The organism is Pseudomonas sp. R1-6 (assembly GCF_051132115.1).
GTDB lineage: Bacteria > Pseudomonadota > Gammaproteobacteria > Pseudomonadales > Pseudomonadaceae > Aquipseudomonas.
In genome coordinates this window covers 1206124-1231357 of the sequence record NZ_CP071662.1, presented here as the reverse complement: position 1 = coordinate 1231357, position 25234 = coordinate 1206124, and the positions used below count along the sequence as shown (strand labels likewise).

Below are 25234 nucleotides of genomic sequence, written 5' to 3'. Positions count from 1 at the left end.
GCCGGTAATCTGCGCAATTGCATCGCATTCTAATGGCGGCGACAATATCTGTTAAATGGATTATTAAGATAAGGGTTATCGGTTATATCGATATGCGATTTACTCTACGGCAACTTCAAGTCTTCGTCGCTGTCGCCCAGCAGGAAAGCGTGTCCCGTGCCGCGGGCTTGCTCAATCTGTCGCAGTCGGCCGCCAGCACTTCCATCACTGAATTGGAGCGTCAATCCAGCTGCCAATTGTTCGACCGCGCCGGCAAGCGCCTGAGCCTCAACGCCTTGGGTAAGCAATTGCTGCCCCAGGCCGTGGCACTGCTGGACCAGGCCAAAGAGATCGAAGACTTACTCAACGGCAAGTCCGGCTTCGGTTCGCTGGCGGTCGGGGCCACGCTGACCATCGGCAATTACCTGGCGACGCTGCTGATCGGCGGATTCATGCAGCGCCATCCCGAAAGCCAGGTGAAGCTGCACGTGCAAAACACTGCCAATATCGTGCACCAGGTCGCCCATTACGAAATTGATCTGGGTCTAATCGAAGGCGATTGCAGCCATCCGGACATTGAGGTGCAGAGCTGGGTCGAGGATGAGTTGGTGGTGTTCTGCGCGCCCCAGCATCCACTGGCCAAGCGTGGTCAGGCGACCATGGAGCAATTGACCCATGAAGCGTGGATTTTGCGGGAGCAGGGTTCAGGTACGCGGCTGACCTTCGATCAGGCCATGCGCCACCACCGCAGCGCGCTGAACATCCGCCTGGAATTGGAACACACCGAAGCGATCAAGCGAGCAGTGGAATCGGGCCTGGGCATTGGCTGCATTTCGCGCCTGGCGTTGCGTGATGCTTTCCGTCGCGGCAGCCTCGTGGCCGTGGAAACCCCGGACATGGACCTGGCGCGGCAGTTTTATTTCATCTGGCACAAACAGAAATACCAGACCTCGGCCATGCGTGAATTCCTCGACCTCTGCCGGGCCTTCACCGCTGGGGTCCAGCGCAGCGACGAGATCGTCCTGCCTGCCATCGCTTGAATCAGAGCAGCACCAGGCCCCAGACCAGGGCAATCATCGTCAGGGCGACAAGTTGGGCCGCGCTGCCCATGTCCTTGGCATTTTTCGACAAGGGGTGCAGCTCAAGGGAAATACGGTCGATCGCCGCCTCTACCGCCGAGTTGAGCAACTCCACGATCAAGGCCAGCAGGCACACCGCTATCAACAGCGCCTGCTCCACGCGGCTCACGTTCAGGAAAAACGACAACGGAATCAGGATGACGTTAAGCAGGACCAGTTGACGGAACGCCGCTTCGCCGACGAAAGCTGCACGCAGCCCGTCCAGGGAATAGCCGGAGGCATTGAGGATGCGTTTCAGGCCGGTTTGGCCTTTGAAAGGAGACATAGAGTGGGCAACTGATCGATAGGAGTGGAGAAGCTACTGTAATTGCAGTCAAAAAAGCGTGAATTCAGGCGCTACGACTGCGGCGAAATTGACTCAAGTTGTTGCAACAACAAGGCAGCCTGGGTCCGGGTGCGCACATTCAATTTACGAAAGATCGCCGTAACATGAGCCTTGATGGTGGCCTCTGACACATTCAGTTCGTAAGCGATCTGCTTGTTCAACAGACCTTCACAAACCATGGTCAGCACTCTGAACTGCTGGGGCGTCAGGCTCGCGAGCCCTTCGCTGGCCGCCTTGGCCTCGTCGGACACGCTCACCGCCTCGAACGCCTGCGGCGGCCAGGATACATCACCGCTGAGGACGGCCTTAACCGCCCGTTGAATCATTTCGAGGGAGCTGGATTTGGGGATGAACCCGCTGGCACCAAATTCGCGGGCCTTGACCATCACCGAAGCTTCTTCCTGGGCTGAGACCATCACCACGGGAATCTGCGGATACTGCCCACGCAACAGGACCAGCCCTGAAAACCCATACGCGCCGGGCATGTTCAGATCCAGCAGCACCAGGTCCCAATCAGCCTTTTCCGCCAATCGGGCTTCCAACTCCGCGATGCTGGCCACCTCCGTCAACCGGACATCCGAACCAAGGCCCAGGGTCACCGCCTGATGCAACGCGCTGCGAAAGAGCGGGTGGTCATCGGCAATCAGGATTTCGTATGTGGCCATTTTTCAAATGATCCTGTTTTTTTAAGGCAGGCCCGATGCATTCGCGCCTCGCCATGCAACTCAAGATAACGCCATTCAGCGTTATCCACAGGGGCACGTTCAACGCCAATCACAGCGTCTTAAACTCCGGCCTCACCCTGGTCGGCGCCAAGCATGCCCAGCGAAACCGGGGTGGTCAAGCTGCACGGCCACCGCTGTACCCAGTATGGGCCACTATTAGGCCAACGCCGCCTGAGCCGAGCGGACAAAGGGCAGCAGTTCGGCATGGGCCGGAGTCGACACGTTCACTTCCTGCTGACGCTTGGCACCCAGGTAATGCTGGCTGAACACATCGAAATAGGCGTCCAGGGCCGACGCCGCGTCGCTATCGCCCGCCAGCTCAAGGCACAGCGCCGCGACCTCGGCGGTGCACAGGTGCTCACTGCGTGTGGAGCGCCGCAAGCGATAGCGCGACAGCCTGTCGGGCAGCAGGCTCAAGATGGGCAGCCGGTCAAAGTAAGGACTTTTACGGAACATCTTGCGCGCTTCCGTCCAAGTGGCATCCAGCAAGATGAACAAGGGACGCTTGCCCCGAGCCAGATCAACCGTGTGGGTTACCCGGGAGGGTTCGACATACTCACCTGGAAATACCAGGTACGGTTGCCATTGTGGATCGTTCAACAAAGCCAGGAGTTGCTCATCGACATCAGTGCGCGACCAGATGAAGGCATGGTTATCCCGTACCACATCGGCGATCAGCCAGCCCGTGTTGCTCGGCTTGAAGACTTCCTTATTGGTCATGATCAGGCAGACGCCGGAACGGGTCTCGACGCTCGGACGCCAGGCACACAAGCAATGGCTCTCGATCACTCGACAGGCGCCACAACGGGGCGCGCGCCACCCTCGGGCCTGGAGCGGCTTGATGCCTTCATCGACGCGTTGGTCGCGCAAGCGGGCTACGGCGTTGGAAGCACAGCTCATCGCGGGCAACGCCCGCAGACAGGAAAACTTGACACGAACCACACTCGCAAGGGCAATGAAGACCGGCAGTCTACCAGAGCGCGCAAACCTGTACCGTCTACCCGGGCTTCCCTATAATCGCCGCCACTGAACGCACAGTCACGTGACCGGTCGAACCACCAGTTACTGAACCAGGAGAGTTTCATGCTGCGCCTTATCGTTCCAACCGTTGCCGTTCTGCTGGCGACGTCCATCAGCGCTCAGGCTGCGTCGCTGAAAGAACTCGAACTGAACAAGATGCTGCAGAACGTTGCCAAGCAAAGCAGTGTCGGCACGCCGCGCGCGATCAACGAAGACATTCTTGACCAGGGCTACACCGTCGAAGGCACCGAGCTGATCAACCATCTCAGCGTCCAAAGCAGCCATGCGCAAAAAATGCGCGCGGATCCCAAGGCGGTTTATTTCCAGCTGGGCTCCACGGTGTGCACCAATCCAGGGTTCCGCAAACTCATGGCCAAGGGCGCGACCATGCGCTACGAGTTCACCGAAGTGAAGACCAACCGTCCGGTCGCCAGCGAACGTTTCCAGGAATCGGATTGCCCGAAACCGGCCAAGACCAAGAAATAATCAACCCGCGCGCGCGCGCCGCTGCTCTTCGTCGGCGCGCAGTTCCGCCACCAGCGCCTGCAAATAGCGTGATCGCCATTCCCGACCTTCCAGCCGACGGCAACATTCCTCTTCCAGGCTTACCCGATTGGCTTGAGCCGCTTCCAACAACATCAAATACAACTGCCCTTCGAGCTCCAGCGTTACCCTGGTCATTTCTCCCGCCTCCCTGCCCATCAATGCTGCATTTCATCGCGCGGACGCCCAGCCCTGGACGTCGAACTACGTTGGCACGCCTTTTATGGAGTAAATCAGAGCGGTACGCACCCAGCCGGTGAGCTGACGAGCGGTACGGTCCGACGTCATTACTGAACCCATCGCGAGCGACCGATGAGCGTAGGACTACGGGGAAATGTTGCAAACGTTCACATTCGAGCGCCATGATCTGGACAGCGAAGTTCACCGCCAGAGGCTAGATTCAACGTATCGTTTTTACTGGGCAGAAAGAGGCTGCCCTCGCCAATAAGCGATGTTCAACCGTTTTTCATCCAAGGGAAACAGCAGGACCCGTTGGATGGCTTGGCCGCCTTGCTGCAGATTACGTCGAGCCAGGTTTACGCCCGGGCACGCGCCCGGACTCACAACGGCACAGGAAGTGTCGTGGCCCTGATGAATCTCTCGTCAGGACCGGGGTCCTGTTCAGAAGGAGAAGCTGAATGCCTTACAAACCGAATGACCTGCTCAGCCGTCATTTTGAGAGCCATGGCCACGACCTCACCCGCAAGGTCGAAGAGCAACTCAACCTGGTATCGCCCAACAGCCCCAACCTCCCCATCTACCGCGACATGATCCTGACCGTGCTGCGCATGGCCCAGGAAGATCACAACCGCTGGAATGCCAAGATCACGCTTCAGGCCCTTCGGGAACTGGAACATGCGTTTCGAACGCTGGAACAATTCAAAGGGCGCCGCAAGGTTACGGTCTTCGGCTCGGCCCGAACGCCCATCGAACACCCTTTGTATGGCTTGGCACGGGAGCTGGGAGCGGCGCTGGCTCGGTCAGACATGATGGTGATTACCGGCGCAGGCGGCGGGATCATGGCCGCGGCCCATGAAGGCGCGGGCCGCGAGCACAGCCTGGGATTCAACATCACCCTGCCCTTCGAGCAGCATGCGAACCCGACCGTCGAAGGGACGCAGAACCTGTTGCCGTTCCATTTCTTCTTCACTCGCAAGCTTTTTTTCGTCAAGGAAGCCGATGCCTTGGTGCTGTGCCCCGGCGGTTTCGGCACTCTTGACGAAGCATTGGAGGTCCTGACGCTGGTGCAGACGGGCAAAAGCCCATTGGTACCGGTGGTATTGCTGGACGTGCCCGGAGGCAAGTTCTGGCAGAGCGCCCTGGACTTTATCCGCGAACAATTGGAGGAAAACCGCTACATCCTGCCGACCGACATGAAGTTGATGCGCCTGGTGTACTGCGCCGAGGACGCTGTGGAGGAAATCAACCAGTTCTACCGTAACTTCCATTCCAGCCGCTGGCTCAAGCATCAGTTCGTGATCCGCATGAATCACGAACTCAGTGAACAAGCACTGCAACAAATGCAGGCCGAGTTCGCCGACCTGTGCCTGAATGACTGTTTCCATCAGCACGCTTACAACGGCGAAGAACCCGAGGAAGCGCCCTTCAGTCATCTGACGCGATTGGCATTTACGTTCAACGCCCGTGACCACGGTCGTTTAAGGGAATTGGTGGACTACATCAACCTGCCGGAAAACTGGGCCCAACCCACCGCCAAGGCCCACCCCCTGACTTGGGAGCCGATCAAGGTAACGTGAGCCCATAAAAAAACGGCCCGCTATCGACATAGCGGGCCGTTTTTAGTCGTCCATGCTGCGACCACTGAACAAGCGGTTGATCATTTCCATGGAATAGCCTCGATACGCCAGGAAACGCCCTTGCTTGGCACGCTCCCGAATGTCGATAGGCAAATGTCCCGAAAACTTGCGGCGCCAGGTCTCGGCTAACTGTTGCTGCCAATCGATACCGCTCTCGCGCAAGGCTGATTCGATATCCGCTCGTTGCAACCCGCGTTGGCCAAGCTCTTCACGAATGCGCATCGGACCGTAGCCGGAGCGGGCGCGATAAGAGACGAAGCTCTCCAGGTACCGCGCTTCCGATAACAGCCCCTCTTCCGTCAAACGGTCAAGAGCGGCGTCGATCAACTCATCAGGAGCCCCGCGTTGACGCAGTTTACGCGTCAGCTCCACACGACCGTGCTCGCGCCTGGCGAGCAGGTCCATCGCAGCTCGCCGCACCGCGACGAGGGTATCGAGTACGGCGGTCATCGGATCAATCAGATATCAGCGTCGGCCAGGTCGTCGGCAGTCTCGCGGTTGGCCACGGCTTTGACGTCCGCCACCGGGCTCAACAGCTTGTCACGCAGTTGCTTCTCGAGGGCTGCCGCGACTTCCGGGTTGTCCGCCAGGAATTTGGCCGAGTTGGCCTTGCCCTGACCGATCTTGGTGCCGTTGTAGGCATACCAGGCGCCCGACTTCTCGACGAAACCGTGCAGCACACCCAGATCGATCATTTCGCCGTTGAGGTAGATACCCTTGCCGTACAGGATCTGGAACTCAGCCTGACGGAACGGCGATGCCACCTTGTTCTTCACAACCTTGACGCGGGTTTCGCTGCCGACAACCTCATCACCTTCTTTCACCGCGCCAGTACGACGGATGTCCAGGCGAACCGAGGCGTAGAACTTCAACGCGTTACCACCGGTGGTGGTTTCAGGGCTGCCGAACATCACGCCGATCTTCATGCGGATCTGGTTGATGAAGATCACCAGGCAGTTGGCGTTCTTGATGTTACCGGTGATCTTGCGCAAGGCCTGGGACATCAGGCGAGCCTGCAGACCCACGTGCGTGTCGCCCATCTCACCTTCGATTTCCGCTTTCGGTACCAGGGCCGCCACGGAGTCGACGATGATCACGTCAACTGCGTTGGAGCGCACCAGCATGTCGGTGATCTCCAAGGCCTGCTCGCCGGTGTCCGGTTGGGAGACCAGCAGGTCATCGACGTTGACGCCCAGCTTGCCGGCGTATTCCGGGTCCAAGGCGTGTTCGGCGTCGACGAAGGCGCAGGTAGCGCCCGCTTTTTGAGCCTGGGCGATCACGGACAGCGTCAGCGTGGTCTTACCGGAAGATTCGGGACCGTAGATTTCAACAATACGACCTTTTGGCAAGCCGCCGATGCCAAGCGCGATGTCCAGGCCCAGGGAGCCGGTGGAGATGGAGGGAATAGCCTGGCGGTCCTGATCGCCCATACGCATTACGGCACCCTTGCCGAATTGACGTTCGATCTGACCCAAGGCCGCAGCCAAGGCTTTCTTCTTGTTGTCGTCCATTAAAGTCCTCACGTAATCAATAAGGCCTGACGGCCAACACCTGTATAAGTAGCCAGTATTATTCCACAGCGATCGGGGATCGCCTACCCCTGATTTGAGATTTCTGCGGCGGCATGTTGTAACAGCCCGTCTAGCGCGGCCTTCACCGTTTGTCGGCGGACCTCGTCGCGGTTGCCAGGTAAGAATTTCTGCTCGCTGTACACCGCCTCGCCAACACCCCAGGCAAGCCACACCGTGCCCACCGGCTTGCTCGGCGAGCCCCCGTCCGGCCCGGCCACGCCGCTGACCGCCACGGCAAACCGCGCCAGGCTTTTCTGCTGGGCGCCGCGCACCATGGCCTCCACCACCTCGCGACTGACCGCGCCGACTTTGTCGAACAGCTCTGCGGGAACACCCAACTGCTGGGTTTTCTGGCGATTGGAATACGTGACAAAACCGGCCTCGAACCACGCCGAGCTCCCCGGAATCCGAGTGATTGCCTCGGCGATCCCCCCGCCGGTGCAAGACTCGGCCGTGGTGACATGGGCATTTAGCACCTGCAAGCGCCTACCCAATTCAGCGGCCAGTTCAGTGATGTCGTCCACGCTGCTCTCCTGATTCGACGCAATGGGCCCTACCGTACACGAGCAATCGCCGCTTGCAAGACTCGGCGGATTACCGGCCCAGCGCCTTGACATACGCCTGGCAGGCCTGCAAGGCAATCAGTCCACGGTCGCCCGCGTCGGTGATGGCGATAATTCGTTGAGCATGCGCCGGGTCAAGTCGGGCGCGTGAGGCGCCATGATCCACGCCGCCGGTACCGGTGGTGGCAGGCACTGTACAACCGGCGGCGACATCGTCGGCGTCGAGGAGGACTGACAGCCGGACATCGGCAGTAGCAAGGCGATCGCGCAGGCGATCCTGATCACGTTGGGCATCGCTCAGGGCTCGGTAATGGGTTTGTTCGCTGTTGGAGAGTTGTTGTTCCAGGGCGAGGCGTTTCTGTGTTTCCTTATGCTGGGAAGCCGCAGCTGCCGCGGTCATCTGCTTTAAGGTTTCGGCCTGCGCCCGCGCTTGCTCGGCCAAGACCCTGCCGTAACGCCAATCCTGGACCTTCCATGCCATGCTGGTCGCCAGCAGTAAAAGCCCCAATACTGTGATGGGAAAGAACCTCAACAGCGCCGGATTCATCCCAACACCTGCAACGCCCGCCCATGCAAGGCCCGCCGCTGCGCCGCGCCATTCTGGCCGCCATTGATCCGCTGCGTGATGGCGTCGAATCGACCAGCATCAGCGAGAGAATTAAGCCCATGCGACGCCCAGAACCACGCAGCCGAAAGCGCGGCCCATCGCGGCAGCTCGAGCAATGCAGGCTGCTTCATCAGATCCAGACTCAAGGCTTTACCGCAGGCCTGGTAATTAGCCCGCCCGGTGATCTGGATCAGACCTCGCCCACGGTATTTTTGCCCGTCGCCATCGGCTTCGGGGGAGTTGCCCAGGCACGAAGCCAATCGGCCAGTGTCATACTTTGATAAATAAACATCGTTGCCTAGCTCCCGTACGTGCCGCAGCTGGCCGGACTCGTGCCCCACCTGCGCAATGAATGCGGCGGCACGCTTGGGGCCGATGATCTGGTAAAGCTCCATGGCAGTGCCTAGGAGAGGTGCAAAAACGCCGGCATTGTCGCCGGCGTTTGGGAGGATACGCAGTAGTTGGGCTGGGGTGATGAACATGGCGCTCTCTTTAACGCGAATGAATACAACAACGATCATTGACTAACGGAATGGAATGAATGAGCAGGCGAAGTAGTTTTGAGAAATCGCTCATTACGGAGTCATCGTTTACACCGTTTGAAAACATGAGCTTTAGCGAATGTAGGAATGTAAAAAGTGGACCGGTTTTCATCATCGCCTCGGGCAACTCAGCGAAGGGCTTTCCGCTGGAGGAGTTTTCAGCCGTACCCATGATTACCATGAACGGCGCTATATCCATGTTCAGCCAAGCGCATACAAAACCCTTTTTTTACATCTGCTCCGATACCCACTTCCCGCTCCAGCAGCCCGATCTTTTTGCAACCGCTATGCGGCTCAGTGAGAACGTTGCCTTATGGGAGGACCAGTTCGACATCGTCCAAGCTAAGCCAAGCGGGCGAGCCTTCGGCTTGAAAAAAGCTCCCAGGGCCTCGATCTGCTCCACGTTATTCAACCCGCAGAAGTCTCTCGTCAGGTACAGATCTCTTTTTAGCAAGCGAAGCAAAGACATCGGCTTCAGCAAAAATATGACCCTCGGTTGCTTCGATGCCAGGACGGTGATGTATTTGGCCTTACAGGTCGCCTACCATCTGGGCTTCAATAGGGTTTTCCTTGTAGGTTTCGACTTGGACCAAGCGGCCGGCCGATTCTATGAAACGGTCGAAAGCAAACGCTCGCCCTGCGGGTTGGATCAGCATTACAAGACTCGCATCCTGCCTTCTCTAAAACTGATGTCCAAGCAGATCATTGATGACGATTTTCAGGTGTATAACTTGTCCGCGACCTCAAGGGTGCCGGCGGATATCATCAAAAAAATCAGTCTCGACGACGCACGGCGAATGCTACGTAACTGAATGATGGCCCCTCCAAGCCCCGGTCACGCTCTTGCATCCAGGCAAGTCGCCTCAACGCTGCAGCGGTAGCTTTTCTCCCGGCTACCGCTGGCGGTGACCTTGTCGATCGACCAGCGACCGCGCATGAAATCGGGCCAGGAAGGATCGAGCAGCACGATGCCCTCGGCGGACAGCCCCGGGTTACCCGGGCATTCGATCGTCACCTTGAGGGCCTCGCGCAGCATCCGGCGCACCTCGCCTTCGCCGGCGGCGCGGGCCTCTTCTGCGCTCTGGAAGCGCTGGCGCAGGGTCTTGAACGGCGCGATGCCGCTCTCCTCGACCCGCAGCTTGCCCGCCGCCGCATCCCACCAACAGGTCTTGCAACCCTCGTACTTCGCCCGCGCGGTTTCATCCAGCTTGGCCGAAATGAAAGCGTGGTCGCCCGGGCGATTGTTCGTCGTCACCGACAGCCTTATCTCGGGCAGGACCTTGCCCGACAACGACTTCGCCTGACCGCGCCGGGCCAGCACATACAACTCGTTGACTGGTTTGGCCACAGCGTCATAACGATGGGCCAGGCGGGTCAGCAAGCCCATGTCGGTTTCGTTGGTTTGGTCAATGTGCTCGACTTTAATCAGCGAAAGCTCCGGCGCCACACGGGGCGAGAACCCGTGCCTGGACGTCAGCTCCCGAAACAACGCCCCCAGGGTCGTCGGGCCATGGCTGATGGATCGGCGCTGCTTGAAGCCCGTCTGGTCAGCCGCGCTGAACGGCGCCGCCATGGCCACCAGAACGAGTTGCAGAGGAAACAGCAACGGCGTGCGCCGAGTGATGACAAACTCGCCTTTGTCCACCAGCCCCGATTCCAGATATCCGACCCGCAGGCCGATTTTCCCGCCCAGGCTTGGCAACCCTTCGAGTCCGTCCAGGCTGATGGTGAGCGTCAATTGATCGGACTCGATCCCCGCCGCGTCGACGTGGCTCCAACCGAGCAGGCGTTCGTTGAGCAGCGCGGCGTTCGCACCATAAATTTCCACCGCAGGCGTGAAACCCAATGACATGTCGCCTCCTTAATCCCAGGCCGAAACCGGAGGGATCGCCACGGGCTTGAGATCCACTTCCGGCAGGACAATCCATACGCCCGCCGGCAATACCGGGCCCCATTGCGCCAACCCCGGATTTAGCAGCCAGAGCGCCTCCTCAACGAGGTCGTCACAGCGCTCAAGCTCGCGGTACAGCAACAGATTCACCGAATCACCGGCGATACTTCGAACCCTACGCATTGGCGAACTCCGTCAAATCAATCACCCAACCGACCACCATCGCCGTGCCATCGTCGATGACCTCGGTCTGGGTCTCCGACACCTTGTTGATCTGCCACAGCCCCCAGTTGCGACCGATGCCATCGACCAATGGCAAAGGGATGCGCAAGGCTTGCAGCGCTCGCAATTCATCGAGGCGATCCATGGCGGTCGCATACATCGATTTGCCGGTGATCGTCAGCCCTTGCAAGCCTTGCCCGACCTGACTGGACCTGGGTTTGCTGGTGAGGATGTCGATGTTTTTCCAGCCACCGTCCGAGGTGCGAACCAGCGAGTGATAAGCGAAGTTGCGGGAGAGGCCGAAAATGAAATTGCCCAACGCCATTTGTTGACGCATCACGTACCTCCGTCCGTCAGGGCCGCGTCACTGCGCATGGCGAGTGAGTTGGGCATGAGTTGGAATTGGCTGCTGATTTGTTGCACCACCAGGTTCGCCAATTGGGCGGCACTGGCCTGATCCTGGCCGTTGATGTAGATGTTTGCGGTCAGGGTGTTTTGCTGGGTGGTTGCCTGGGTGCCGTGCAGGTCTTCGCTGACCTGCCCTGGGGCGGCGAGCCTGTCGGCGGGCGTGGCGAGTTTGTCACCCAGCCAGGACCCCGCCTCCCTGCCCATCCAGCTTCCCGTCAGGCCGCCAACAAGCGCGCCGATCGCTCCACCGAGGACGGTGCCGATGCCCGGACCGAAAAAGGTGCCAATCGCAGCGCCTGCCGACGCGCCCGCCCAGCCGCCGCCAGCGGCCCCCAGGCCCTCTCCGATCATTCCGCCGTCCCCATTGATCGCGCCCTCGACGACCTCAGCGGCGGCACCTAAAACCATCGCTTTGGGCATTAAACGAGTCACCGTACGCAATGAGCTGGTCACGCCTTGCAGGGAGCGGCCGCCGCTCACACCACCCTCGGCCTTCGCAGCGCTCGTCGGCTCCAAAATTCGCTTGGCAGCTCGACTGCCCAATTCATCCGTGAGGGCCTTGAGCAACGCCCCCACTAGCGGCTTGATCGCCGCGCCGACCAGCACAATGGCGGCGGCGGCTTTAGGTGAGGTTTCGGCCAACTCGCTCATGTCATCGTTCAACGACCCGAGCCATTGCAGCGAGCTGTCCACAACGGGTGTCACGGCATTGCCAGCGGCCGCCGACAAACGCTCATTGCTGGCATTGAAGACGTTCCACCGACCTTGCTGGGTGTTCGACAACGCCAACGCATCCTGCCGCACCGAGCCCTTGTCACCCAATAGCGACGTGGCGTAGTGGGCCGGGTCTTTCACCTGCCAGAACGCTGCGTTCACATCGTCAAGCTTCTGCGCCATGCGTAGCACCGCTTGGTCGCCCACGCCAAACAGCGAAGCGGCGAGGTTCGGGCGCTGGTCCACAGGCTGCGCATTCAAGGCCGCCAATACCGACATCACCGTACCGGGCGCTGCGTCTTTGTCACGCAGCCCACTCGCCACTTCCTCTGGGTCAAGCCGCAACTGCTTCCAGGCTGCCTGCTCGGTCGCGGAGGCTTGATTGCCCTTGCCCAAAGCCTTCGCGAAGCTATCCAGCGGGGCGCCGGCTTCAGCTTGTTGCGAACCGGTGTTGAGCAACGCCGCCGTCAACGCTGCGGCTTGCGCTGGTTGCAAACCCGCCGAGGTCGCGGCCGCACCGTCACGCTGCAACACGGTACCGATCTCACTGGCTTTCGCACCGCCGGGGAGCTTGCCGAGGTGGTTGGTTGCATCCGCCAGGTCAAACGCTTTTTCAGCGCTGAGTTTCATGGCGGTGCGCCAGCCGAGCAGCATCTCGGCGGCTTCCATGGCCGGCATCTTGAATGTGGATGCCGTCACCCCTGCATCACTGGCAAAGCGCAACAGTGCCAATTGCCGGTCCGAGGCATTGGGCAGATCGCTGCTGATTCCCGCCCTGGCCGCCAGGCTTTCCATCCTCACGACATCAACCGCCGTGGTCCCGCCCGCCGCCACCAATGGCGCGCTGGCGATGCGCTGGGTGGGCTCAGCCATCTCGGCAATCTGGCGAGGGCCGAATTGGGTGGCCATCTTCAGATCGGCAATGGCTGAATCCATCGCTATCGCGGGTTTCAGCAGTTCTGGTGGCTCAATACCGCCGGCCGGCTGACCCTTCGGTTCCTTGGCTGTTTCGCCCTTGGCGCCGGTTCCCATTGCCTGGGAAAACAATCGCTGCGCCGAAAGCTTGACGGTCAGCGACTCGATTGCCGTGGTCAGTCGGCCGAGCTTGAGCCCAAGGTTTTCCATCGCGAGGCTCAGTCCTGGCAGCCGATCCCCAGCGGAGATGATCACACTGCTCGCAGGGTTCGTATTTGAGGCCGCCGACCCACTCTCAGTGAAGGCTGCGTATCTGAGCGAATATCTATCGTCCGCCATCCCGCTCTACTCCTGTTTCACGCCAAGGCGAGTGATCGCGATGTCGTATCGGCGCAAGGCCTTGCCGGCGTCCCACTCCAGGATTTCCGCTTCACTTACCGAGTAAATGAGCGGCACCACATCGAGGATCACTTCGATGTCGCGCTCCGAAAGAAGTCCGCCGGTTTGTTTAAAAAATCGTCGATGCGCACCTGAAGTTGCGTCCAGTCAGGCACAGTCAGCGAGGCCAGATCGGGCAGCATCAGGCCGGTGCAATGGGCCGTGATGAACTCGGCGCGTTCCTTAGCCGTCTTCAGTTTCTTCATCGCCTTGGTGGCCCGCAGAACCGGCATTTCCAGGGTTAATGAGGTCAGGCTGCGGCCCGCGACGTCGAGTGGTTGCAGCAGCGGCACCTGGTCAGGATCGGCCTGTGGGTCATCCAGAAAATACGACGCCGGGCGCGTGGACATTTCGTGCACGTACTGGGCAATGCTCACGTAATCCGGACGCTTGAGCTGATCGAGTTCCTTGCCCGACAGGCCGGTGGCCAATTTGGCCAATTCGAAGAATTGCTCGTCTTCGTCATCGCCGGCACGGGCCAAGGCGTCTTTTTGCGCGGCGTAGTACAGCGGCCTGAGTTGCAGTTGCTCGAGCTGCGAACCGTCGTCATCGGTGATCGGCGATAACAGCTCAAGGGTTGGAGGCATCCAGGACATAAAATCAATTCCTTGAAAAATCGGGGATCCCCTGTGGGAGCGAGCTTGCTCGCGATGGCGACGTTCATTCAATATCAAGGTGTCTGACACTCCGCTATCGCGAGCAAGCTCGCTCCCACAGGGATTGCATCTAGCCGGCTGGCAACTGCTTAAGGCAGCAACACCGCACGACGCGCATCGCCAAGAATGTCGACGCCGTTGAGCACGAACTTCTGGGTGCGCACGTCGATGTCGATCACTGGGATGCCGTTTTCCAGGCGACTGTAGGTGCGGCAGGACAGCTCCAGGGTGGTGGTGGGCGTCTCGTTCATTTTCAGGGCGGCTTCGTCGAGGGATTTCAACTTGCCGCCCACAGTGTGGTAGGTGAACCAGGTATTGCCGTCCTGATCCTGGCCCGCCTCGCGCACGTTCAGCAGGATGTCGTCTCCGACGCTCACGCCCAGCGCCAGCATGATTTCCGGGCCGACACCTTGCAGCACCAGTTTGGCTGTCAGCGCTTTGCCGCTCTTGGCCATTTCCTCGCCGATGAAGCGTCCGCCGCGCATTTCTTCCATTTCGAATTCAATTTTCGGCGGCGTGAATTCTTCCACGGTCGCCGACAACGGCAGGCCCTGCAGGGTGGCCGCAATGGCCTGTCTTACGCGGTTGGTAAACATTAGAGAACGTCCTCCAAAAACTGCTCGATGATTTCATCGCGGGCATTGAGTTGATAAATCATGTGTTCATTCGGCGCATAGCGGCCGTAGTCGATGACTACGTACCAGGTGCCGTTCTTGTACTTCTCGACGCTGTTCAGTTCCGGGTGCAGGTACACGCTGCCGCCAGGAATGGTTTCGTCGGCCACCAGGGTTTGCAGCCAGTCGTTGATGCGCTTGACCTCCTGGTCCATGAACGACTTGGTCAGGTTCTTGGCCATGGCTTTCTGGCCGGCCTTCACCAGCTTGCGGCTGATGGCGTCTTCCAGGCCGACGTAGCTGATGAACTTGCCGGTGATGGAACGGTTGCCCAGCAAAGAGAAGCCGCCGAGGATGGTGCGGGCGTAATAGCTGACGCCGTAGCGGTTGAGCAGATCGCCTTCGGTGGAGGTGTCGAGGATGTTGTATTCGACGGTGCGGGAAACGTCCTCGGCGAAGGTCACCTGATTGCCCGGACTCTCCCACTGCTTGACCTTGGCAAGTGCGGCGATGGCCAGGCTCGACGGGGCCAGGAAGACGTTTTTCTTCGCCGCCTTGGAGTACACCGCCGGCATGTTGTGCACCACCAGGCAACGGTCGAAACCGAGGTCGGCGCCGCCCAACTCCTGGCTGTAGGTCACTTGATCAGCGACCGAGGCGTCCTTGCCATCCAGCACCACACGGGCCTTGATGCGCTTGCCGAACGAAGCGAACTCGCCGGCCACGGCCTTGGTGCCGGTGAAGCCCGGCGCGCCGATGATCGTCAGGTCTTCGGCCACGCCACTCAACGCGGCCAGGCCCAACTTGCGCCCGGTCTGCGCCTCGATGCCGCCGATTACATTGTTCTGCGTGTCGGCCAGTGTCGCGCCCTCTTCGACGATGACCACATACACCGGCACCTTGACCACTTTGAGGATCTGGTACACCGCGTGGAACAACGTCCCCGCCTCGGCACCGCTCGGGTCGAGCTGGGCTTGGGTGGTAAAACTGTTGATGCGAAACGGGGTATTTTTCGGAATCAGCGGGTTGGCATTCGGCGCGGTGCCGACCAGCCCGATGACGTTGTCCCCCAGGCCACCCATGGCCTCGGGAGATTCGGTGGCATTGACGGTGATGCCGTTGTGCTCGAAGTTCAAAACCTCAGCCATGGTTATTCAGCCTTTTTGGTGGTGGCCTTTTTGGCCGGGGTGGATGCGGAAGCCGATTCGCCGGCTTCGGTTTTTTTCAATGCCAGGCGACCGGCGCTGAGCAAGGCGTTGGCCTCGACGTCGAGGAGGTCGAGTTCCTGGCCGGTGGTCGACCAGTGACCGCCGCCGGTGGGGTATGGGAGGAGCACGGTGTAGGTTTGGCGTGGTGCCATTTGGGTTTCTCCGGATGTGAAAAAGCCCCTTGAGGAAGGGGCTTTTGGGTGTTTTGACAGGTAAGAAAACGCCCCGTCGGTGCGGGGCGTCTTTATTGGGTTTGGATGGCGAGCCATGACGGCGCGATTGGCCGAGATTCCAACGAAGGAAAGTCAGCCGCTTGCGGCCAGTCCCGAAGGGCCTGCCGATAAGCCAACAGCTGTGGAAATTGCTCGACTGTCAAAGTGGGCGCTAACACAAGATCGCGCTCGTCACGATGGCGCGCGACCAGCCAGTCAGTTTTCCGGACCTCTAAATCACGCCAATTGCGCTCGAATGCAACTGACTGCTCTGAGGACACGAGCCGATCAACGGCTCCGGGCCAGCCGTCAACAACCTTTATCTCCTTGCCTTGATTTATACCCTCCATCAAGGTTTCGTAAGTTTCTTGGGAAAGCTTGACACAGGCCTTCCCGACCGCATCGCCATATGGCTTGCCTGGATAAAACCCGCCAGTCTCGGCACAAAAAAATACAGCCATGTTCAATACCCCCAATATTCCCAAGTACCTTGCACCGTAGGCGCGGCCACCGTGGCGTGATTGTTAATACACACCACAATTGATGTCTTTGAAGAGCCGTTCGGCCGTGGCTGGACGTTCATTAGTCCCTGGTTATAAACCGTGCCTGACCCGGAAAGAAGTCCGTTGGGAAAAGCCTTCGGCAGAGTGATAGCCATGGTGACATAAGCCCCACTGGCAAGATTGGAAGTAGTAAACGTTCCCCACTGACGGATCAGCCCGCTCGGATAGTCTTGGCTGCCGCTGAGGCCAATACTAGCGGAAAACATTCCTGAATATTTAGTCAGAACGGTGCCCGAAACCACTCTCCAGCCACTAGGATTGGAAACCAATATGATGCTCTCGAAAACATCGATAGGGACGACGGGCAGAACAGATAGTCCGATAGATATCGCCGGATCGCCCAGGAAGGCTTTCAAATGAAACGGCCCTGCTCCTGCAGAAAGAATGATCGACTGGCCTGGCGTTGTCGTTGAAAGCTGCGGCAACGTGACATCCAACCCAGCTAAGCCGACAGATCCAATAATCAGACATCCCGTATCGTTTACCGTCAGCGCAGTTGAAGCTGTAATTATCTTGATGCCCGCATAGTTACCAAGTAGCGAATTAATGGCTGCTGAATCTACAATCTGGGCGGAGCCTGATGCCCACCATCCACTGGTTCCGTCAGTCGTAAGGTCCAGCGTGGAACCCGCAGGAATAACCGTCGTAGTCTTGATACGACTTCCCGACTTAATGTTGTCCAATCCTGGACAAAGAATAGTTATTATGCCCGTACCCCGATTTCGAAGGCTTATCGTTCCACCGGGGCCGCCGCTACTTGCGGCGGGTAAAATGATATTAAACGTCCCGATGCAAGACACCATAGAACCGAACGCCGTAGAAGGTACAAGCGTCGTATTGGATGTCGCATTAAGAAACCCTCTGTAATTACCTTTCGCGCGCTCCACATATTCGGTAGTGGCCAATAACTTGCTGCTATCGAAAAGTGCTGGCGTATTTGCCGTTGGGTCAACCAGAGCAGGGGAATTGAGCGGCGCAAACCCTTGCGTGATGTTCTGAAACACCAACGCCGTAGTGCCCAGCACAATCACCCCATCGGTAATCAGCTGCCAGATCGTGTTACCAAGCGTCGTCCCCTCCTCCACCGAGACAATCAATCCCGAGGTCACTTCGACACTCGCATCGGCATCCGTCGCCCGAACCCAAGCACCGTTCGCAACCACGTAGATACCGTTGTCCTTCGCCAAGGTCTGGGACTTGACCAAGACCCGATCCCCAGCAATCACCGCAACACCATCAATCGTCTGCGCGCCGTTCAAGACTATATTGGCCGTCGTCGCAGCCCGTACGGATTGCTTCCTGTCGAGCTTGGCCAGCTCATCGGCAACGTAACTTGCAACCCAAGCCCGCGTCGCCTTGACCACCGTATCGTCAATCAACAACGTCACCAGCTCGGCATTACTCGTCTCGAAAATCGACCGGATATAAAACTCTTTCCCCGAGCCCGAAGTCGCCAATACCGGCTTGAACGACTCCGGATATTTGACGATCGCATACAAAATCCCGGTATCGGTCCAGATCCCCGCCTCACGCACATACCAGCCGCCCACGTCGGACGGGATGGTGACCTCGGCCAGCAACCAACTCGGATTCTTCTCATCCTGGAACAGCGCATTGAGCGGCCCGCGCCAGACTTCGCGCTTGAGCGCGGTGGCGGTAGCCGCCGGGTTGTATTGCGCACCGCCGCCGTCACCGACGGAAATCTGGGACAACTTGATCGGTGTGCCCGCCGCCTTGCAGGCGGTTTCGTAGGCGATCCCCGCATCGGTGAGCAGGGTGTAGTAGTCGGCCATTTAGGACTCCTGTGGATAAATAGTGGAGGTTTCGACGGTGTAGAGCCCGGCGGCCATATAGGCTTGGCCCGAGGCTTCCAGCCCTTCGATGACAATCGGGAAGACGGTAGTCAGCTCACCGCACAGCGTGGCGGCGCCGATGACGTGACGGCCGAAGGCACTCAAGCCGACCGAAACGCCCAAGGTGTCGCGCTCACTCTTGGCATCGGCCAGGCGGCGGTCGAGACGGGCGTCGATGGTTTCGCTGTAGGGCTGTTCCGTGAACGCCCTGACGGAAAAACTGTAGGGCGGGCCTGGTGGCGTTTGTTCATACCAGGCGCGCACTTCGGGCCTGAGTTGCAAACCCTTCGCGGCATTTTCCAGCGCCGTTCGCGTCCCGGCCTGCCGCGCGGTGGGCCAGGCGAGTTCCACGGTCAGGCGCTTTTCAGCCTCCGGCGCCGCGGTGCTCCACTCACTGACCCCACGATCCGCCCCCAGATACGGCAGGAACGCCAAAGGCGTGGCCGCCGGGTTCATCAACTCGGGAAACGGCGGATCGATGCGCTCCAGCAATTGGGCAAACCCAAGATCCAGCGCCCGCTCCAGCGGTGAACTGTTGACCGGCAGCAGGCTCGGTCGAGATGTGTCGTCGCTCATAACGTATCCACCTCGACCTCGACGCCCGTGCAGTACGGCGCCTGGAAAGCCGTCGTCACGATCGGCGCAAGCGGTTCGAGAATCTGCAGTTGAACCGCGCCGGCGCTGTGCAGCGTGTAGTCAATCCAGCTCGGGTCCACCCGACCTTCCAGGCGATGGCAGGCCTCGGCGTATTCCTGCAGTTGCCGCTGTGCAGCAACCTGGGTCAGGCCCGAGTCAGGGCCGGGATTGATCTTCGCCACGACGCGGATCTTGTAGTTCTTGATCTGCGCGGGCTGGACGATGACCAGGTCGGTTTCCGGCCGTACATCCGGTCGGGTGAAGTGCTCGCGAACGCCGTCGAGCAACGCTTCGGATGGCGTTCCATCGCCGTCGCGGGACAGTACCGTGACCGTGACTTCGCCGGGCGCGGTGCGGCGTCCGTTGCCGTCCTTGATCTGGGCGGCGTAGCTGTCCGGGTCGAAGGTGTACGTGACCGTCACCACACCCGCCGAAGCGCTTTCAACCTTCACGACGGGGCGTTGCCCCAGGGTGAAAATTTCCCGTCGATATTGCATGCGCGAGCCAGCCGCCGGGGCATGGGGCGCCAGGTAGTAGCGCAGCCGCGCATCGTCATCGCTCTCGTAGACCGGGGGAACGGGCGGGAATGCCGCCGGATCGCCCGGGTCGAGCAACTGGCGTTCAAGACCCATGTCCGCGAGGCGAGCATCGAGGTTGGTGCCGGTGGCCCACCACGCCAGCATCTGCTTGATGCGGGCGTTGTATTTGCGTTCGTGGGTTTGCAGCCGGACACAGAACGCCTCGAGAGCCAGGGTCAGCAGTTCGCTTTCGTTTTCGAGGCTGTCCACCAGTTTTGCGGCGCTTGCGGGAGAGCGTGCCGCGACATACTCCACCACGAAGGTCTTGAATTCTGCGAGCAGATCCTCGAATGCCTCGACGGTGACGATGGCCGGTTCGGCCAGTTGGTTCTGGCCGGGTATCAACATGCTCATGCCACCACCTCGAAAGTCTGTTTGCGGTTTCTCCAGGTGCCGGCGAAACGCAGCAGCAATCCCGCACCGTGCCGGCTGGCAACGATGACCTGCGGCTCGAAATCATCGATACCGTTGTGCGGGTTGTAGAACGCTTGGGCCGCATGGCTCTGGGCGAGGATCAGCAGGTCGTCACCGAGGTTCTGCCCCAGTAACTGCGTGAGTGCGCAGCCATACAACGGGCGCTTCTGACGAGTGCCCAACGGCGTGGTCAAGGCACGGGTAGCGCGCTGCACGAACTGCAGCCAGTCGTCGACCGTGGCGCCGGTATTTCGATCGATTCCAATCATGGGGAAATCTCTTATGCGGTACTGATGACGCGTCCCTGGTGATCCACCACCGGGCCGCTCAGGTGCACACCCGACGCGTCGAGGCGAATGCCAACAGCGCCCAGTTGCAACTCGATGGTTTGCGGCGTCATCACCAAACTGGATGGGCCAATGTTCAACCGGAGGGATTCGCGGGAACCGCTGAATGCCGCCGGACCGTTGTTCCAATGCAGGACATGGCTGGAGTGGTCGTAGCCGTTTTCCGCGCCGTCCTGATAGAGGCGACGCGTCAGCGAAGCCTGGGTCGAGACGGGCGGAAACTGACCACCGTTAAGGCCGAACAGCGCCACCGCTTGGCCACCGCCGTCGCCGCCGCCATGGTTGAGCAACAGGCACTGCTCGCCCACGGACGGAATCCGCGACTCGCTCTGGGCACCGGCGCTCGGGTTGAAGAAGCGGATCGCCGGTGTCAGCAGCCCGCCATGGCTGACCTTGCAGGTATTGGTGGCGGCATCGACTTCCTGACACACACCGATGCGACAGAAACTTTCCGCACGCCGATGCAGGTCTTCGAGCTCGGTTTCCATCTGCGCCAGACGCTCGATGATCGGCCCCAGATGCATCCGCAACAGCGCATCAAACATGGTTCAACCCTCGAGTGCTGTGTATTGATCTGGGTCGTCGATGCTCGAGACTTCCCAGGTTCGCGCGAATTTCGGAATGCCCAACGGGTCATCCAGCAGCGTTGGCCCCAGGTACAGGGCCTGGCTGAAAGAAAGGGTCCAGGCGGTGTATTGCCGCGCCGGATGGATGAATGTAGACGGGAGGCCATCGAGCTCCGTCGGCAGGTCGCATTGATCACCGGACAGCCCCCAGCGGTTATCCATGACCAATTGCTTCAGCTCTGCGGCCAAATCGCAGGCGTCCCATCCCGGAACGGCCATGACCACCTGCAAAGACACCGTCAGCACATGGGCGATACGCCCGTCGTTGGCGCGAAGGCCGGACGCATCGCGCTCAATGGCGATCAGCACCCAAGGTTGGTCGTCGGTGCCGTCGAATTCTTGGGGGCTGCCGATCTTCAAGGCGGGATAAGTGGCGCGCAGCGTCTGGGCAATGGCGAAGAACAGCTGCGACGGTTTTTCGAGGACGGCAGGCATCGAGGCCTCCTTTTTTACGGCGGCACGAAGAACGCCAGTGAGGGATCAATGTGGATCGGAACGGGAATCACGCGGCGGCAGTTCACTCACGCCCATCCGTTTGGCGGCCCAGCGTTCGTAAAGCCCGATGGCCACGTCCGCCCCGGCCATCGCCGTCAGGCAACCGAAGGCACCAGCGGCCCAGATCGACAGGCCCATGGCGTACAACAGCATGATCGCCGAGACGCCACAGACCATGCAGGCACCGGAACGCAGCGCCAGGCGCCGCAGCAGCGACCAGCCACGGGCGCCTTCCTTATCGGCACGCCACATCTCGCCAGTCACCCCGCCCACCAGGGCGAGCACGATGACCAGCCAGATCGGCATGTCCAGCAACGCTTGTTGCTCGTTTGTCATGTCTCGTTTCCTGGGGTGATTAAGATTGGGCGGGGAAGTTGTTTGAAGTGGAATGAGATGTGGATCGGTGCAACCCATTAAGTTGCTAGAAACGGGGTTCAAACATTTGTCGGGTTATTTGAAAGCTGACATCACTTTGTAATCAGCATGTCCACACTGGTCGCATCGCAGGAGTTGTTAGCCTTTCTATCGATGACCAGATAAAGCGAAGACGCCGGCGTGACGGCGACGTTGTTCAACATGAACGTGGTACTGCCTCCGTTTGCCAGGCTCCCGGACTGAAGCACCGTGTCGCCCAGGTTGAGCGACCAGCCAACACCATCCCCGCAGGCGTTATGCAGGTCATTGACCCGGCCCAGTACGTTGATATTGCCGGTGACGGGACTGGCCCAGCGGAAGATGCTCTGGCTGTTGGTGCCGGGATGCGTGGCGACATCGCCCTGCTTGAACACGAAGCTGGTGCCCGAGCCGGTGAAGGTGAAGCTTTCATTTGGAATGGAGATCCAAGCGCCCGTCACATCGTCGCGCCAGCATGTCGTTGGCTTGCCACTACAGACCCCGGCCTGAAATGTCGGAAAGAGCGTGTAGTTGGCCGAGGCATTCACGCCCGATTTGTTTTGCATGAACGACCACGGCGAACCGGCCGGCGCGGCCTCGGTCATCAGATACATGTCCCGGGCCAGGTTCCACGACATAGCCGTATCAGCCCAACCGTTCAGGGATACGAAGGACGACAGAAACGCAGTCGCCAGCAGAGTTTGTTTGAGCAGTTTCATGTTCTTGCCTCGATGGATGTCGTTGAGTACGCAGTGCAGAATTTTTCCCGCAACGCTGTTCGCTCGCTGGCGTTCACTCGAGGCTCAACGGCCTTCACATGATTCAACGTCCCGCATCGGGAACACTTGATCTGGAGTTCGGTGTTCTCGCCCATCCGGGCCAGAAGTTTTTTACAGTGACCGCATCTGAAATCCTTCAGCATCGAAAGCCCTCCCATTGGCGGCGGTTTGAAATGCCTCGCGGCACAGGCATTCCAAAAAGCCCGGTTACCCAGGCTTTTCAGTAATGCGCTTGATCTTTCGGCGCGACTGGCGCGGTACGGATCCATTCAAATTGTTTTTCCGGCCGCGGTCCCTGCCCGCCGGATAACTGCTTCTGGTGCTTTACGCTGCACACCCGGGCCAGTTGCCAACCCTCTGAACCGTTAAGGCCGGTTCATCGCTGCCTGTGGGTAGAACTAAAGAGCTTTGTTGCCAGCCGCTTTGTCGAGCGGCTTGGACACAGAATATGCATTGATGCATATACAGTCAATGCGTAAATGCATTTATTTATGCATGACAAATGCATGAACGCATGAAACCCGCAGAAACACTGAGGGTTGCCAGTTTTCAGGAGGCGAAAAAAAACCCGCGCGGCGGCGGGTTTTATCTGACAGCGGAGGGGTTAACGGGCGTACATGCCCCACCAGAAGACGTGACCGAGGATGACGATCTGCTCGTCCTGCATTTCCTGGAACGTGTAGTCCTCATCCGGATGTTCATCGCGGTTGAAGCTGCGCAGACGAATGCCAGTGGGCAAGCGGTATAGCTGTTTCACCCGCAGTTGGCCGTTGTGGTTGATGGCGTAGAGGTCACCGTCGACAATGTCGCCGATCCCGCACTTGCCCGCGTTCACCCCAACCGTGGCGCCGTCACGCAGCACCGGCAACATGCTGTTGCCGCGTACCGTCACACACTTGGCCTGGTCGAACTGCACGCCGTTGTGGCGCAGGCTGCGCTTGCCGAAGCGCAGGCTGGAGCGCTCGCTTTCCTCGATGACGAATCTTCCTGATCCAGCAGCCAATTCAACCTCACGCAGAAAAGGAACGGACACCTCGTCTTCCTCGACGGGTGTGTCATCGTCCCACAGGCTTATGTCCTTGAGTTCGGAATGCGGCTCGTCGCGGCGGGTATTGCCGGCGGGCACAACGTCCGCGCGCCCGCGCAACTGGTCGGTGCTCACGGCAAAATATTCGGCGATCTTCGAGATGTGTTTATCCGAAGGGTCGACGATCTTGCCGCTGAGGATCCGCGAGAGGGTGGACTGAGGCACGCCGGTACGCCGGTGAAGCTCCGTGGGGGAGATCCCGTGCTGATCGAGCAATGCTCTTAATACAGTAGAAACGTTGCGTTTTTGCATAACGCGCATAATGCTTGTTCTTTTGGCGGAAGACAAATGCTGATTTGCATAAATATGCTATTCCAGCGTCGCGCATTTCTTGTGGCGAGGGAGCTTGCTCCCGCTTGAGTGCGAAGCGCTCACAAGAAGGGTCTGCTGCGCAGCCCAGCGGGAGCAAGCTCCCTCGCCACGGAATTCGTCCTACAAGCCCTTGGGAAAAGGCTTCAAAGGCGTCCTTCAAATGTGCGACCCAAGGCTACGTTTCCTTGCGCCTCTGCCTACAACTACGCCAGAATCCGCCGGCTTGTGCGCCTTGGATCCCATCGGTACTTTTGATCTCGTCACTGCTCATCAGTGATCGGGTTTAGTAGCCCGGTATTTCCAAGATGTACATCGCTCCATCCAGTCAGGTATTCCCATTCCTGCATTCGATGGTAGCTGTGCGCAGGGCGCCCTCGGGTGCGCCGGTTTCTTGGATCCCCGGTCTACTAACCTGCGTACAGCTGCCACCCACTTCGTTTAGTAGCGAATCGGTGATGGCTCCCACTTCGAGGATCCAAGCATCATGAGCAAGAACACTCCAAATCCCCCAGACGATCACATCTCCCGCACCCAATCGGCCAACGCCAAGAAACTCGACGACGCGGCCACCCGCGCCATGAACTACTACCTCAAGCCGAAAACCGACAAAGCAACCGCTGACACACCCGACACCCTTTTCATCATCGCCCCCAACGTCGACGCCGAATGCCTGCTCGCCAATCTCAGCGAAACCCTGGCCTCGGCCAACGCCATGGTCAGCGACCTGAAGGGCTCGCGGCGGAATATTGCGCTGGGGGTTCAACAGATGATCGAGCTGAGCCAGTTGCTGGCGAATCGGGCGTTGGATGTGGTTGAGGTGAGGTAGCACTCATGATGCAAGCCAAGACCTGAGAGAAACCCGAGTCATCACTGCGGGAGCGAGCTTGCTCGCGATAGCGGTAGTCCAGTTACAACTAAGTTGTATTGGCAACCGTCATCGCGAGCAGGCTCGCTCCCACAATTGGATCGGAGTACAGCCGGAGGAACAGGCCGACTTGCGGGCTCTTCAAAAGTGACCCGCCGTCAGGGCGGCACCCTAAGT

At 59.4% G+C, this 25234-nt stretch carries 33 protein-coding genes; 5 read left to right on the top strand and 28 right to left on the bottom strand.

Features of this window, described 5'->3' with window-relative positions; translation table 11 throughout:
- The first annotated feature begins 92 nt into the window (after positions 1–92).
- A complete protein-coding gene (locus tag J3P81_RS05770) occupies positions 93–1019 on the top strand; it encodes a LysR family transcriptional regulator (protein ID WP_434562594.1) in 927 nt (308 codons plus the stop codon).
- A 1-nt stretch (position 1020) separates the two neighbouring features.
- Here the strand turns inward: J3P81_RS05770 and J3P81_RS05765 are convergent, their stop codons facing one another.
- The 3 genes from J3P81_RS05765 to J3P81_RS05755 form a co-directional block, all read right to left on the bottom strand.
- Positions 1021–1383: a diacylglycerol kinase gene (locus J3P81_RS05765; RefSeq protein WP_420764289.1), complete on the bottom strand. Its 363-nt coding sequence runs from the start codon at positions 1381–1383 to the stop codon at positions 1021–1023.
- A gap of 71 nt (positions 1384–1454) precedes the next feature.
- A complete protein-coding gene (gene erdR, locus J3P81_RS05760; RefSeq protein ID WP_434562592.1) occupies positions 1455–2108 on the bottom strand; it encodes a response regulator transcription factor ErdR in 654 nt (217 codons plus the stop codon).
- 216 nt (positions 2109–2324) lie between these two features.
- Complete coding sequence (locus tag J3P81_RS05755; protein WP_434562590.1) at positions 2325–3068, bottom strand: tRNA-uridine aminocarboxypropyltransferase; 744 nt, start codon at positions 3066–3068, stop codon at positions 2325–2327.
- A 183-nt stretch (positions 3069–3251) separates the two neighbouring features.
- Between J3P81_RS05755 and J3P81_RS05750 the strand changes: the two genes are divergently transcribed.
- On the top strand, positions 3252–3674 hold the full coding sequence (locus J3P81_RS05750; protein WP_420764286.1) for a quorum-sensing-regulated virulence factor family protein: 423 nt from the start codon (positions 3252–3254) through the stop codon (positions 3672–3674).
- Here J3P81_RS05750 and J3P81_RS05745 read toward each other — a convergent pair whose 3' ends face one another.
- Entirely contained in the window at positions 3675–3869 is a 195-nt protein-coding gene (locus J3P81_RS05745) for a hypothetical protein (protein WP_420764285.1), read from the bottom strand.
- Positions 3870–4369: 500 nt separating this feature from the next.
- On the opposite strand from J3P81_RS05745, the gene J3P81_RS05740 reads away from it, so the two are divergent.
- On the top strand, positions 4370–5488 hold the full coding sequence (locus J3P81_RS05740) for a TIGR00730 family Rossman fold protein (protein ID WP_420764284.1): 1119 nt from the start codon (positions 4370–4372) through the stop codon (positions 5486–5488).
- Between the two features lie 42 nt (positions 5489–5530).
- Here J3P81_RS05740 and recX read toward each other — a convergent pair whose 3' ends face one another.
- The 5 genes from recX to J3P81_RS05715 all read right to left on the bottom strand — a co-directional run bounded on the left by recX (position 5531) and on the right by J3P81_RS05715 (position 8771).
- Positions 5531–5998: a recombination regulator RecX gene (gene recX / locus J3P81_RS05735; RefSeq protein ID WP_420764283.1), complete on the bottom strand. Its 468-nt coding sequence runs from the start codon at positions 5996–5998 to the stop codon at positions 5531–5533.
- An 8-nt stretch (positions 5999–6006) separates the two neighbouring features.
- Positions 6007–7059: a recombinase RecA gene (recA, locus tag J3P81_RS05730; protein ID WP_420764282.1), complete on the bottom strand. Its 1053-nt coding sequence runs from the start codon at positions 7057–7059 to the stop codon at positions 6007–6009.
- Positions 7060–7142: 83 nt separating this feature from the next.
- Positions 7143–7643 carry a CinA family protein gene (locus J3P81_RS05725; protein WP_434562588.1) on the bottom strand — a complete coding sequence of 167 codons (501 nt, stop codon included), beginning with the start codon at positions 7641–7643 and terminating at the stop codon, positions 7143–7145.
- 70 nt (positions 7644–7713) lie between these two features.
- Entirely contained in the window at positions 7714–8229 is a 516-nt protein-coding gene (locus tag J3P81_RS05720; RefSeq protein WP_434562586.1) for a lysis system i-spanin subunit Rz, read from the bottom strand.
- A complete protein-coding gene (locus J3P81_RS05715) occupies positions 8226–8771 on the bottom strand; it encodes a glycoside hydrolase family 19 protein (protein WP_434562584.1) in 546 nt (181 codons plus the stop codon). The genes J3P81_RS05720 and J3P81_RS05715 overlap by 4 nt, the downstream gene beginning before the upstream one ends.
- Before the next feature lie 59 nt (positions 8772–8830).
- Between J3P81_RS05715 and J3P81_RS05710 the strand changes: the two genes are divergently transcribed.
- Positions 8831–9643 carry a lipopolysaccharide biosynthesis protein gene (locus tag J3P81_RS05710; protein WP_420764278.1) on the top strand — a complete coding sequence of 271 codons (813 nt, stop codon included), beginning with the start codon at positions 8831–8833 and terminating at the stop codon, positions 9641–9643.
- Positions 9644–9666: 23 nt separating this feature from the next.
- Here the strand turns inward: J3P81_RS05710 and J3P81_RS05705 are convergent, their stop codons facing one another.
- The 19 genes from J3P81_RS05705 to J3P81_RS05615 all read right to left on the bottom strand — a co-directional run bounded on the left by J3P81_RS05705 (position 9667) and on the right by J3P81_RS05615 (position 24132).
- Positions 9667–10683, bottom strand: a complete 1017-nt coding sequence (locus tag J3P81_RS05705; RefSeq protein ID WP_434562582.1) for a phage late control D family protein — start codon at positions 10681–10683, stop codon at positions 9667–9669.
- 9 nt (positions 10684–10692) lie between these two features.
- Positions 10693–10905 (bottom strand): tail protein X, encoded by a 213-nt coding sequence (locus tag J3P81_RS05700; protein ID WP_420764276.1) that lies wholly within the window; start codon positions 10903–10905, stop codon positions 10693–10695.
- Entirely contained in the window at positions 10898–11281 is a 384-nt protein-coding gene (locus J3P81_RS05695; protein WP_420764275.1) for a phage tail protein, read from the bottom strand. The genes J3P81_RS05700 and J3P81_RS05695 overlap by 8 nt, the downstream gene beginning before the upstream one ends.
- Positions 11281–13191: a phage tail tape measure protein gene (locus J3P81_RS05690; protein ID WP_434562580.1), complete on the bottom strand. Its 1911-nt coding sequence runs from the start codon at positions 13189–13191 to the stop codon at positions 11281–11283. The genes J3P81_RS05695 and J3P81_RS05690 overlap by 1 nt, the downstream gene beginning before the upstream one ends.
- A 257-nt stretch (positions 13192–13448) precedes the next feature.
- Positions 13449–14015 carry a phage tail assembly protein gene (locus J3P81_RS05685; RefSeq protein WP_434562578.1) on the bottom strand — a complete coding sequence of 189 codons (567 nt, stop codon included), beginning with the start codon at positions 14013–14015 and terminating at the stop codon, positions 13449–13451.
- A 149-nt stretch (positions 14016–14164) separates the two neighbouring features.
- Entirely contained in the window at positions 14165–14671 is a 507-nt protein-coding gene (locus J3P81_RS05680) for a phage major tail tube protein (protein ID WP_420764272.1), read from the bottom strand.
- Positions 14671–15837, bottom strand: coding sequence for a phage tail protein (locus J3P81_RS05675; RefSeq protein ID WP_420764271.1), 1167 nt, complete (start codon positions 15835–15837; stop codon positions 14671–14673). The genes J3P81_RS05680 and J3P81_RS05675 overlap by 1 nt, the downstream gene beginning before the upstream one ends.
- Before the next feature lie 2 nt (positions 15838–15839).
- Positions 15840–16049: a hypothetical protein gene (locus J3P81_RS05670; RefSeq protein WP_434562576.1), complete on the bottom strand. Its 210-nt coding sequence runs from the start codon at positions 16047–16049 to the stop codon at positions 15840–15842.
- A 92-nt stretch (positions 16050–16141) separates the two neighbouring features.
- Positions 16142–16570: a phage tail assembly chaperone gene (locus J3P81_RS05665; protein WP_434562574.1), complete on the bottom strand. Its 429-nt coding sequence runs from the start codon at positions 16568–16570 to the stop codon at positions 16142–16144.
- 2 nt (positions 16571–16572) lie between these two features.
- Positions 16573–18465 (bottom strand): phage tail protein, encoded by a 1893-nt coding sequence (locus tag J3P81_RS05660; protein WP_434562572.1) that lies wholly within the window; start codon positions 18463–18465, stop codon positions 16573–16575.
- Positions 18466–19101 (bottom strand): phage tail protein I, encoded by a 636-nt coding sequence (locus J3P81_RS05655; RefSeq protein WP_434562570.1) that lies wholly within the window; start codon positions 19099–19101, stop codon positions 18466–18468.
- Positions 19098–20093 carry a baseplate J/gp47 family protein gene (locus J3P81_RS05650; RefSeq protein WP_434562568.1) on the bottom strand — a complete coding sequence of 332 codons (996 nt, stop codon included), beginning with the start codon at positions 20091–20093 and terminating at the stop codon, positions 19098–19100. Before J3P81_RS05650 ends, J3P81_RS05655 begins: the two co-directional genes overlap by 4 nt.
- Positions 20090–20422, bottom strand: coding sequence for a phage baseplate protein (locus J3P81_RS05645; RefSeq protein WP_420764265.1), 333 nt, complete (start codon positions 20420–20422; stop codon positions 20090–20092). The genes J3P81_RS05650 and J3P81_RS05645 overlap by 4 nt, the downstream gene beginning before the upstream one ends.
- 11 nt (positions 20423–20433) lie before the next feature.
- On the bottom strand, positions 20434–21045 hold the full coding sequence (locus J3P81_RS05640; protein WP_434562566.1) for a phage baseplate assembly protein V: 612 nt from the start codon (positions 21043–21045) through the stop codon (positions 20434–20436).
- Between the two features lie 3 nt (positions 21046–21048).
- Entirely contained in the window at positions 21049–21561 is a 513-nt protein-coding gene (locus J3P81_RS05635) for a hypothetical protein (protein WP_420764263.1), read from the bottom strand.
- A 45-nt stretch (positions 21562–21606) separates the two neighbouring features.
- Entirely contained in the window at positions 21607–21957 is a 351-nt protein-coding gene (locus tag J3P81_RS05630; RefSeq protein ID WP_420764262.1) for a phage holin family protein, read from the bottom strand.
- A 131-nt stretch (positions 21958–22088) separates the two neighbouring features.
- Positions 22089–22733 carry a hypothetical protein gene (locus tag J3P81_RS05625; RefSeq protein WP_434562564.1) on the bottom strand — a complete coding sequence of 215 codons (645 nt, stop codon included), beginning with the start codon at positions 22731–22733 and terminating at the stop codon, positions 22089–22091.
- Positions 22730–22936 (bottom strand): Com family DNA-binding transcriptional regulator, encoded by a 207-nt coding sequence (locus tag J3P81_RS05620; protein ID WP_434564082.1) that lies wholly within the window; start codon positions 22934–22936, stop codon positions 22730–22732. The genes J3P81_RS05625 and J3P81_RS05620 overlap by 4 nt, the downstream gene beginning before the upstream one ends.
- Positions 22937–23397: 461 nt before the next feature.
- Positions 23398–24132, bottom strand: a complete 735-nt coding sequence (locus tag J3P81_RS05615; protein ID WP_434564081.1) for a LexA family transcriptional regulator — start codon at positions 24130–24132, stop codon at positions 23398–23400.
- 544 nt (positions 24133–24676) lie between these two features.
- On the opposite strand from J3P81_RS05615, the gene J3P81_RS05610 reads away from it, so the two are divergent.
- Entirely contained in the window at positions 24677–25018 is a 342-nt protein-coding gene (locus J3P81_RS05610) for a DUF6124 family protein (RefSeq protein WP_434562562.1), read from the top strand.
- The last annotated feature ends 216 nt before the right edge of the window (positions 25019–25234 follow it).

Excerpts from the sequence above, each read along its gene's own strand:
- J3P81_RS05770 (WP_434562594.1), top strand. The coding sequence starts at position 93 with ATGCGATTTACTCTACGGCAACTTCAAGTCTTCGTCGCTGTCGCCCAG.
- J3P81_RS05765 (WP_420764289.1), bottom strand. The coding sequence starts at position 1,383 with ATGTCTCCTTTCAAAGGCCAAACCGGCCTGAAACGCATCCTCAATGCC.
- erdR (WP_434562592.1), bottom strand. The coding sequence starts at position 2,108 with ATGGCCACATACGAAATCCTGATTGCCGATGACCACCCGCTCTTTCGC.
- J3P81_RS05755 (WP_434562590.1), bottom strand. The coding sequence starts at position 3,068 with ATGAGCTGTGCTTCCAACGCCGTAGCCCGCTTGCGCGACCAACGCGTC.
- J3P81_RS05750 (WP_420764286.1), top strand. The coding sequence starts at position 3,252 with ATGCTGCGCCTTATCGTTCCAACCGTTGCCGTTCTGCTGGCGACGTCC.
- J3P81_RS05745 (WP_420764285.1), bottom strand. The coding sequence starts at position 3,869 with ATGACCAGGGTAACGCTGGAGCTCGAAGGGCAGTTGTATTTGATGTTG.
- J3P81_RS05740 (WP_420764284.1), top strand. The coding sequence starts at position 4,370 with ATGCCTTACAAACCGAATGACCTGCTCAGCCGTCATTTTGAGAGCCAT.
- recX (WP_420764283.1), bottom strand. The coding sequence starts at position 5,998 with ATGACCGCCGTACTCGATACCCTCGTCGCGGTGCGGCGAGCTGCGATG.
- recA (WP_420764282.1), bottom strand. The coding sequence starts at position 7,059 with ATGGACGACAACAAGAAGAAAGCCTTGGCTGCGGCCTTGGGTCAGATC.
- J3P81_RS05720 (WP_434562586.1), bottom strand. The coding sequence starts at position 8,229 with ATGAATCCGGCGCTGTTGAGGTTCTTTCCCATCACAGTATTGGGGCTT.
- J3P81_RS05715 (WP_434562584.1), bottom strand. The coding sequence starts at position 8,771 with ATGTTCATCACCCCAGCCCAACTACTGCGTATCCTCCCAAACGCCGGC.
- J3P81_RS05710 (WP_420764278.1), top strand. The coding sequence starts at position 8,831 with ATGAGCAGGCGAAGTAGTTTTGAGAAATCGCTCATTACGGAGTCATCG.
- J3P81_RS05705 (WP_434562582.1), bottom strand. The coding sequence starts at position 10,683 with ATGTCATTGGGTTTCACGCCTGCGGTGGAAATTTATGGTGCGAACGCC.
- J3P81_RS05700 (WP_420764276.1), bottom strand. The coding sequence starts at position 10,905 with ATGCGTAGGGTTCGAAGTATCGCCGGTGATTCGGTGAATCTGTTGCTG.
- J3P81_RS05695 (WP_420764275.1), bottom strand. The coding sequence starts at position 11,281 with ATGCGTCAACAAATGGCGTTGGGCAATTTCATTTTCGGCCTCTCCCGC.
- J3P81_RS05690 (WP_434562580.1), bottom strand. The coding sequence starts at position 13,191 with ATGGAAAACCTTGGGCTCAAGCTCGGCCGACTGACCACGGCAATCGAG.
- J3P81_RS05685 (WP_434562578.1), bottom strand. The coding sequence starts at position 14,015 with ATGTCCTGGATGCCTCCAACCCTTGAGCTGTTATCGCCGATCACCGAT.
- J3P81_RS05680 (WP_420764272.1), bottom strand. The coding sequence starts at position 14,671 with ATGTTTACCAACCGCGTAAGACAGGCCATTGCGGCCACCCTGCAGGGC.
- J3P81_RS05675 (WP_420764271.1), bottom strand. The coding sequence starts at position 15,837 with ATGGCTGAGGTTTTGAACTTCGAGCACAACGGCATCACCGTCAATGCC.
- J3P81_RS05670 (WP_434562576.1), bottom strand. The coding sequence starts at position 16,049 with ATGGCACCACGCCAAACCTACACCGTGCTCCTCCCATACCCCACCGGC.
- J3P81_RS05665 (WP_434562574.1), bottom strand. The coding sequence starts at position 16,570 with ATGGCTGTATTTTTTTGTGCCGAGACTGGCGGGTTTTATCCAGGCAAG.
- J3P81_RS05660 (WP_434562572.1), bottom strand. The coding sequence starts at position 18,465 with ATGGCCGACTACTACACCCTGCTCACCGATGCGGGGATCGCCTACGAA.
- J3P81_RS05655 (WP_434562570.1), bottom strand. The coding sequence starts at position 19,101 with ATGAGCGACGACACATCTCGACCGAGCCTGCTGCCGGTCAACAGTTCA.
- J3P81_RS05650 (WP_434562568.1), bottom strand. The coding sequence starts at position 20,093 with ATGAGCATGTTGATACCCGGCCAGAACCAACTGGCCGAACCGGCCATC.
- J3P81_RS05645 (WP_420764265.1), bottom strand. The coding sequence starts at position 20,422 with ATGATTGGAATCGATCGAAATACCGGCGCCACGGTCGACGACTGGCTG.
- J3P81_RS05640 (WP_434562566.1), bottom strand. The coding sequence starts at position 21,045 with ATGTTTGATGCGCTGTTGCGGATGCATCTGGGGCCGATCATCGAGCGT.
- J3P81_RS05635 (WP_420764263.1), bottom strand. The coding sequence starts at position 21,561 with ATGCCTGCCGTCCTCGAAAAACCGTCGCAGCTGTTCTTCGCCATTGCC.
- J3P81_RS05630 (WP_420764262.1), bottom strand. The coding sequence starts at position 21,957 with ATGACAAACGAGCAACAAGCGTTGCTGGACATGCCGATCTGGCTGGTC.
- J3P81_RS05625 (WP_434562564.1), bottom strand. The coding sequence starts at position 22,733 with ATGAAACTGCTCAAACAAACTCTGCTGGCGACTGCGTTTCTGTCGTCC.
- J3P81_RS05620 (WP_434564082.1), bottom strand. The coding sequence starts at position 22,936 with ATGCTGAAGGATTTCAGATGCGGTCACTGTAAAAAACTTCTGGCCCGG.
- J3P81_RS05615 (WP_434564081.1), bottom strand. The coding sequence starts at position 24,132 with ATGCAAAAACGCAACGTTTCTACTGTATTAAGAGCATTGCTCGATCAG.
- J3P81_RS05610 (WP_434562562.1), top strand. The coding sequence starts at position 24,677 with ATGAGCAAGAACACTCCAAATCCCCCAGACGATCACATCTCCCGCACC.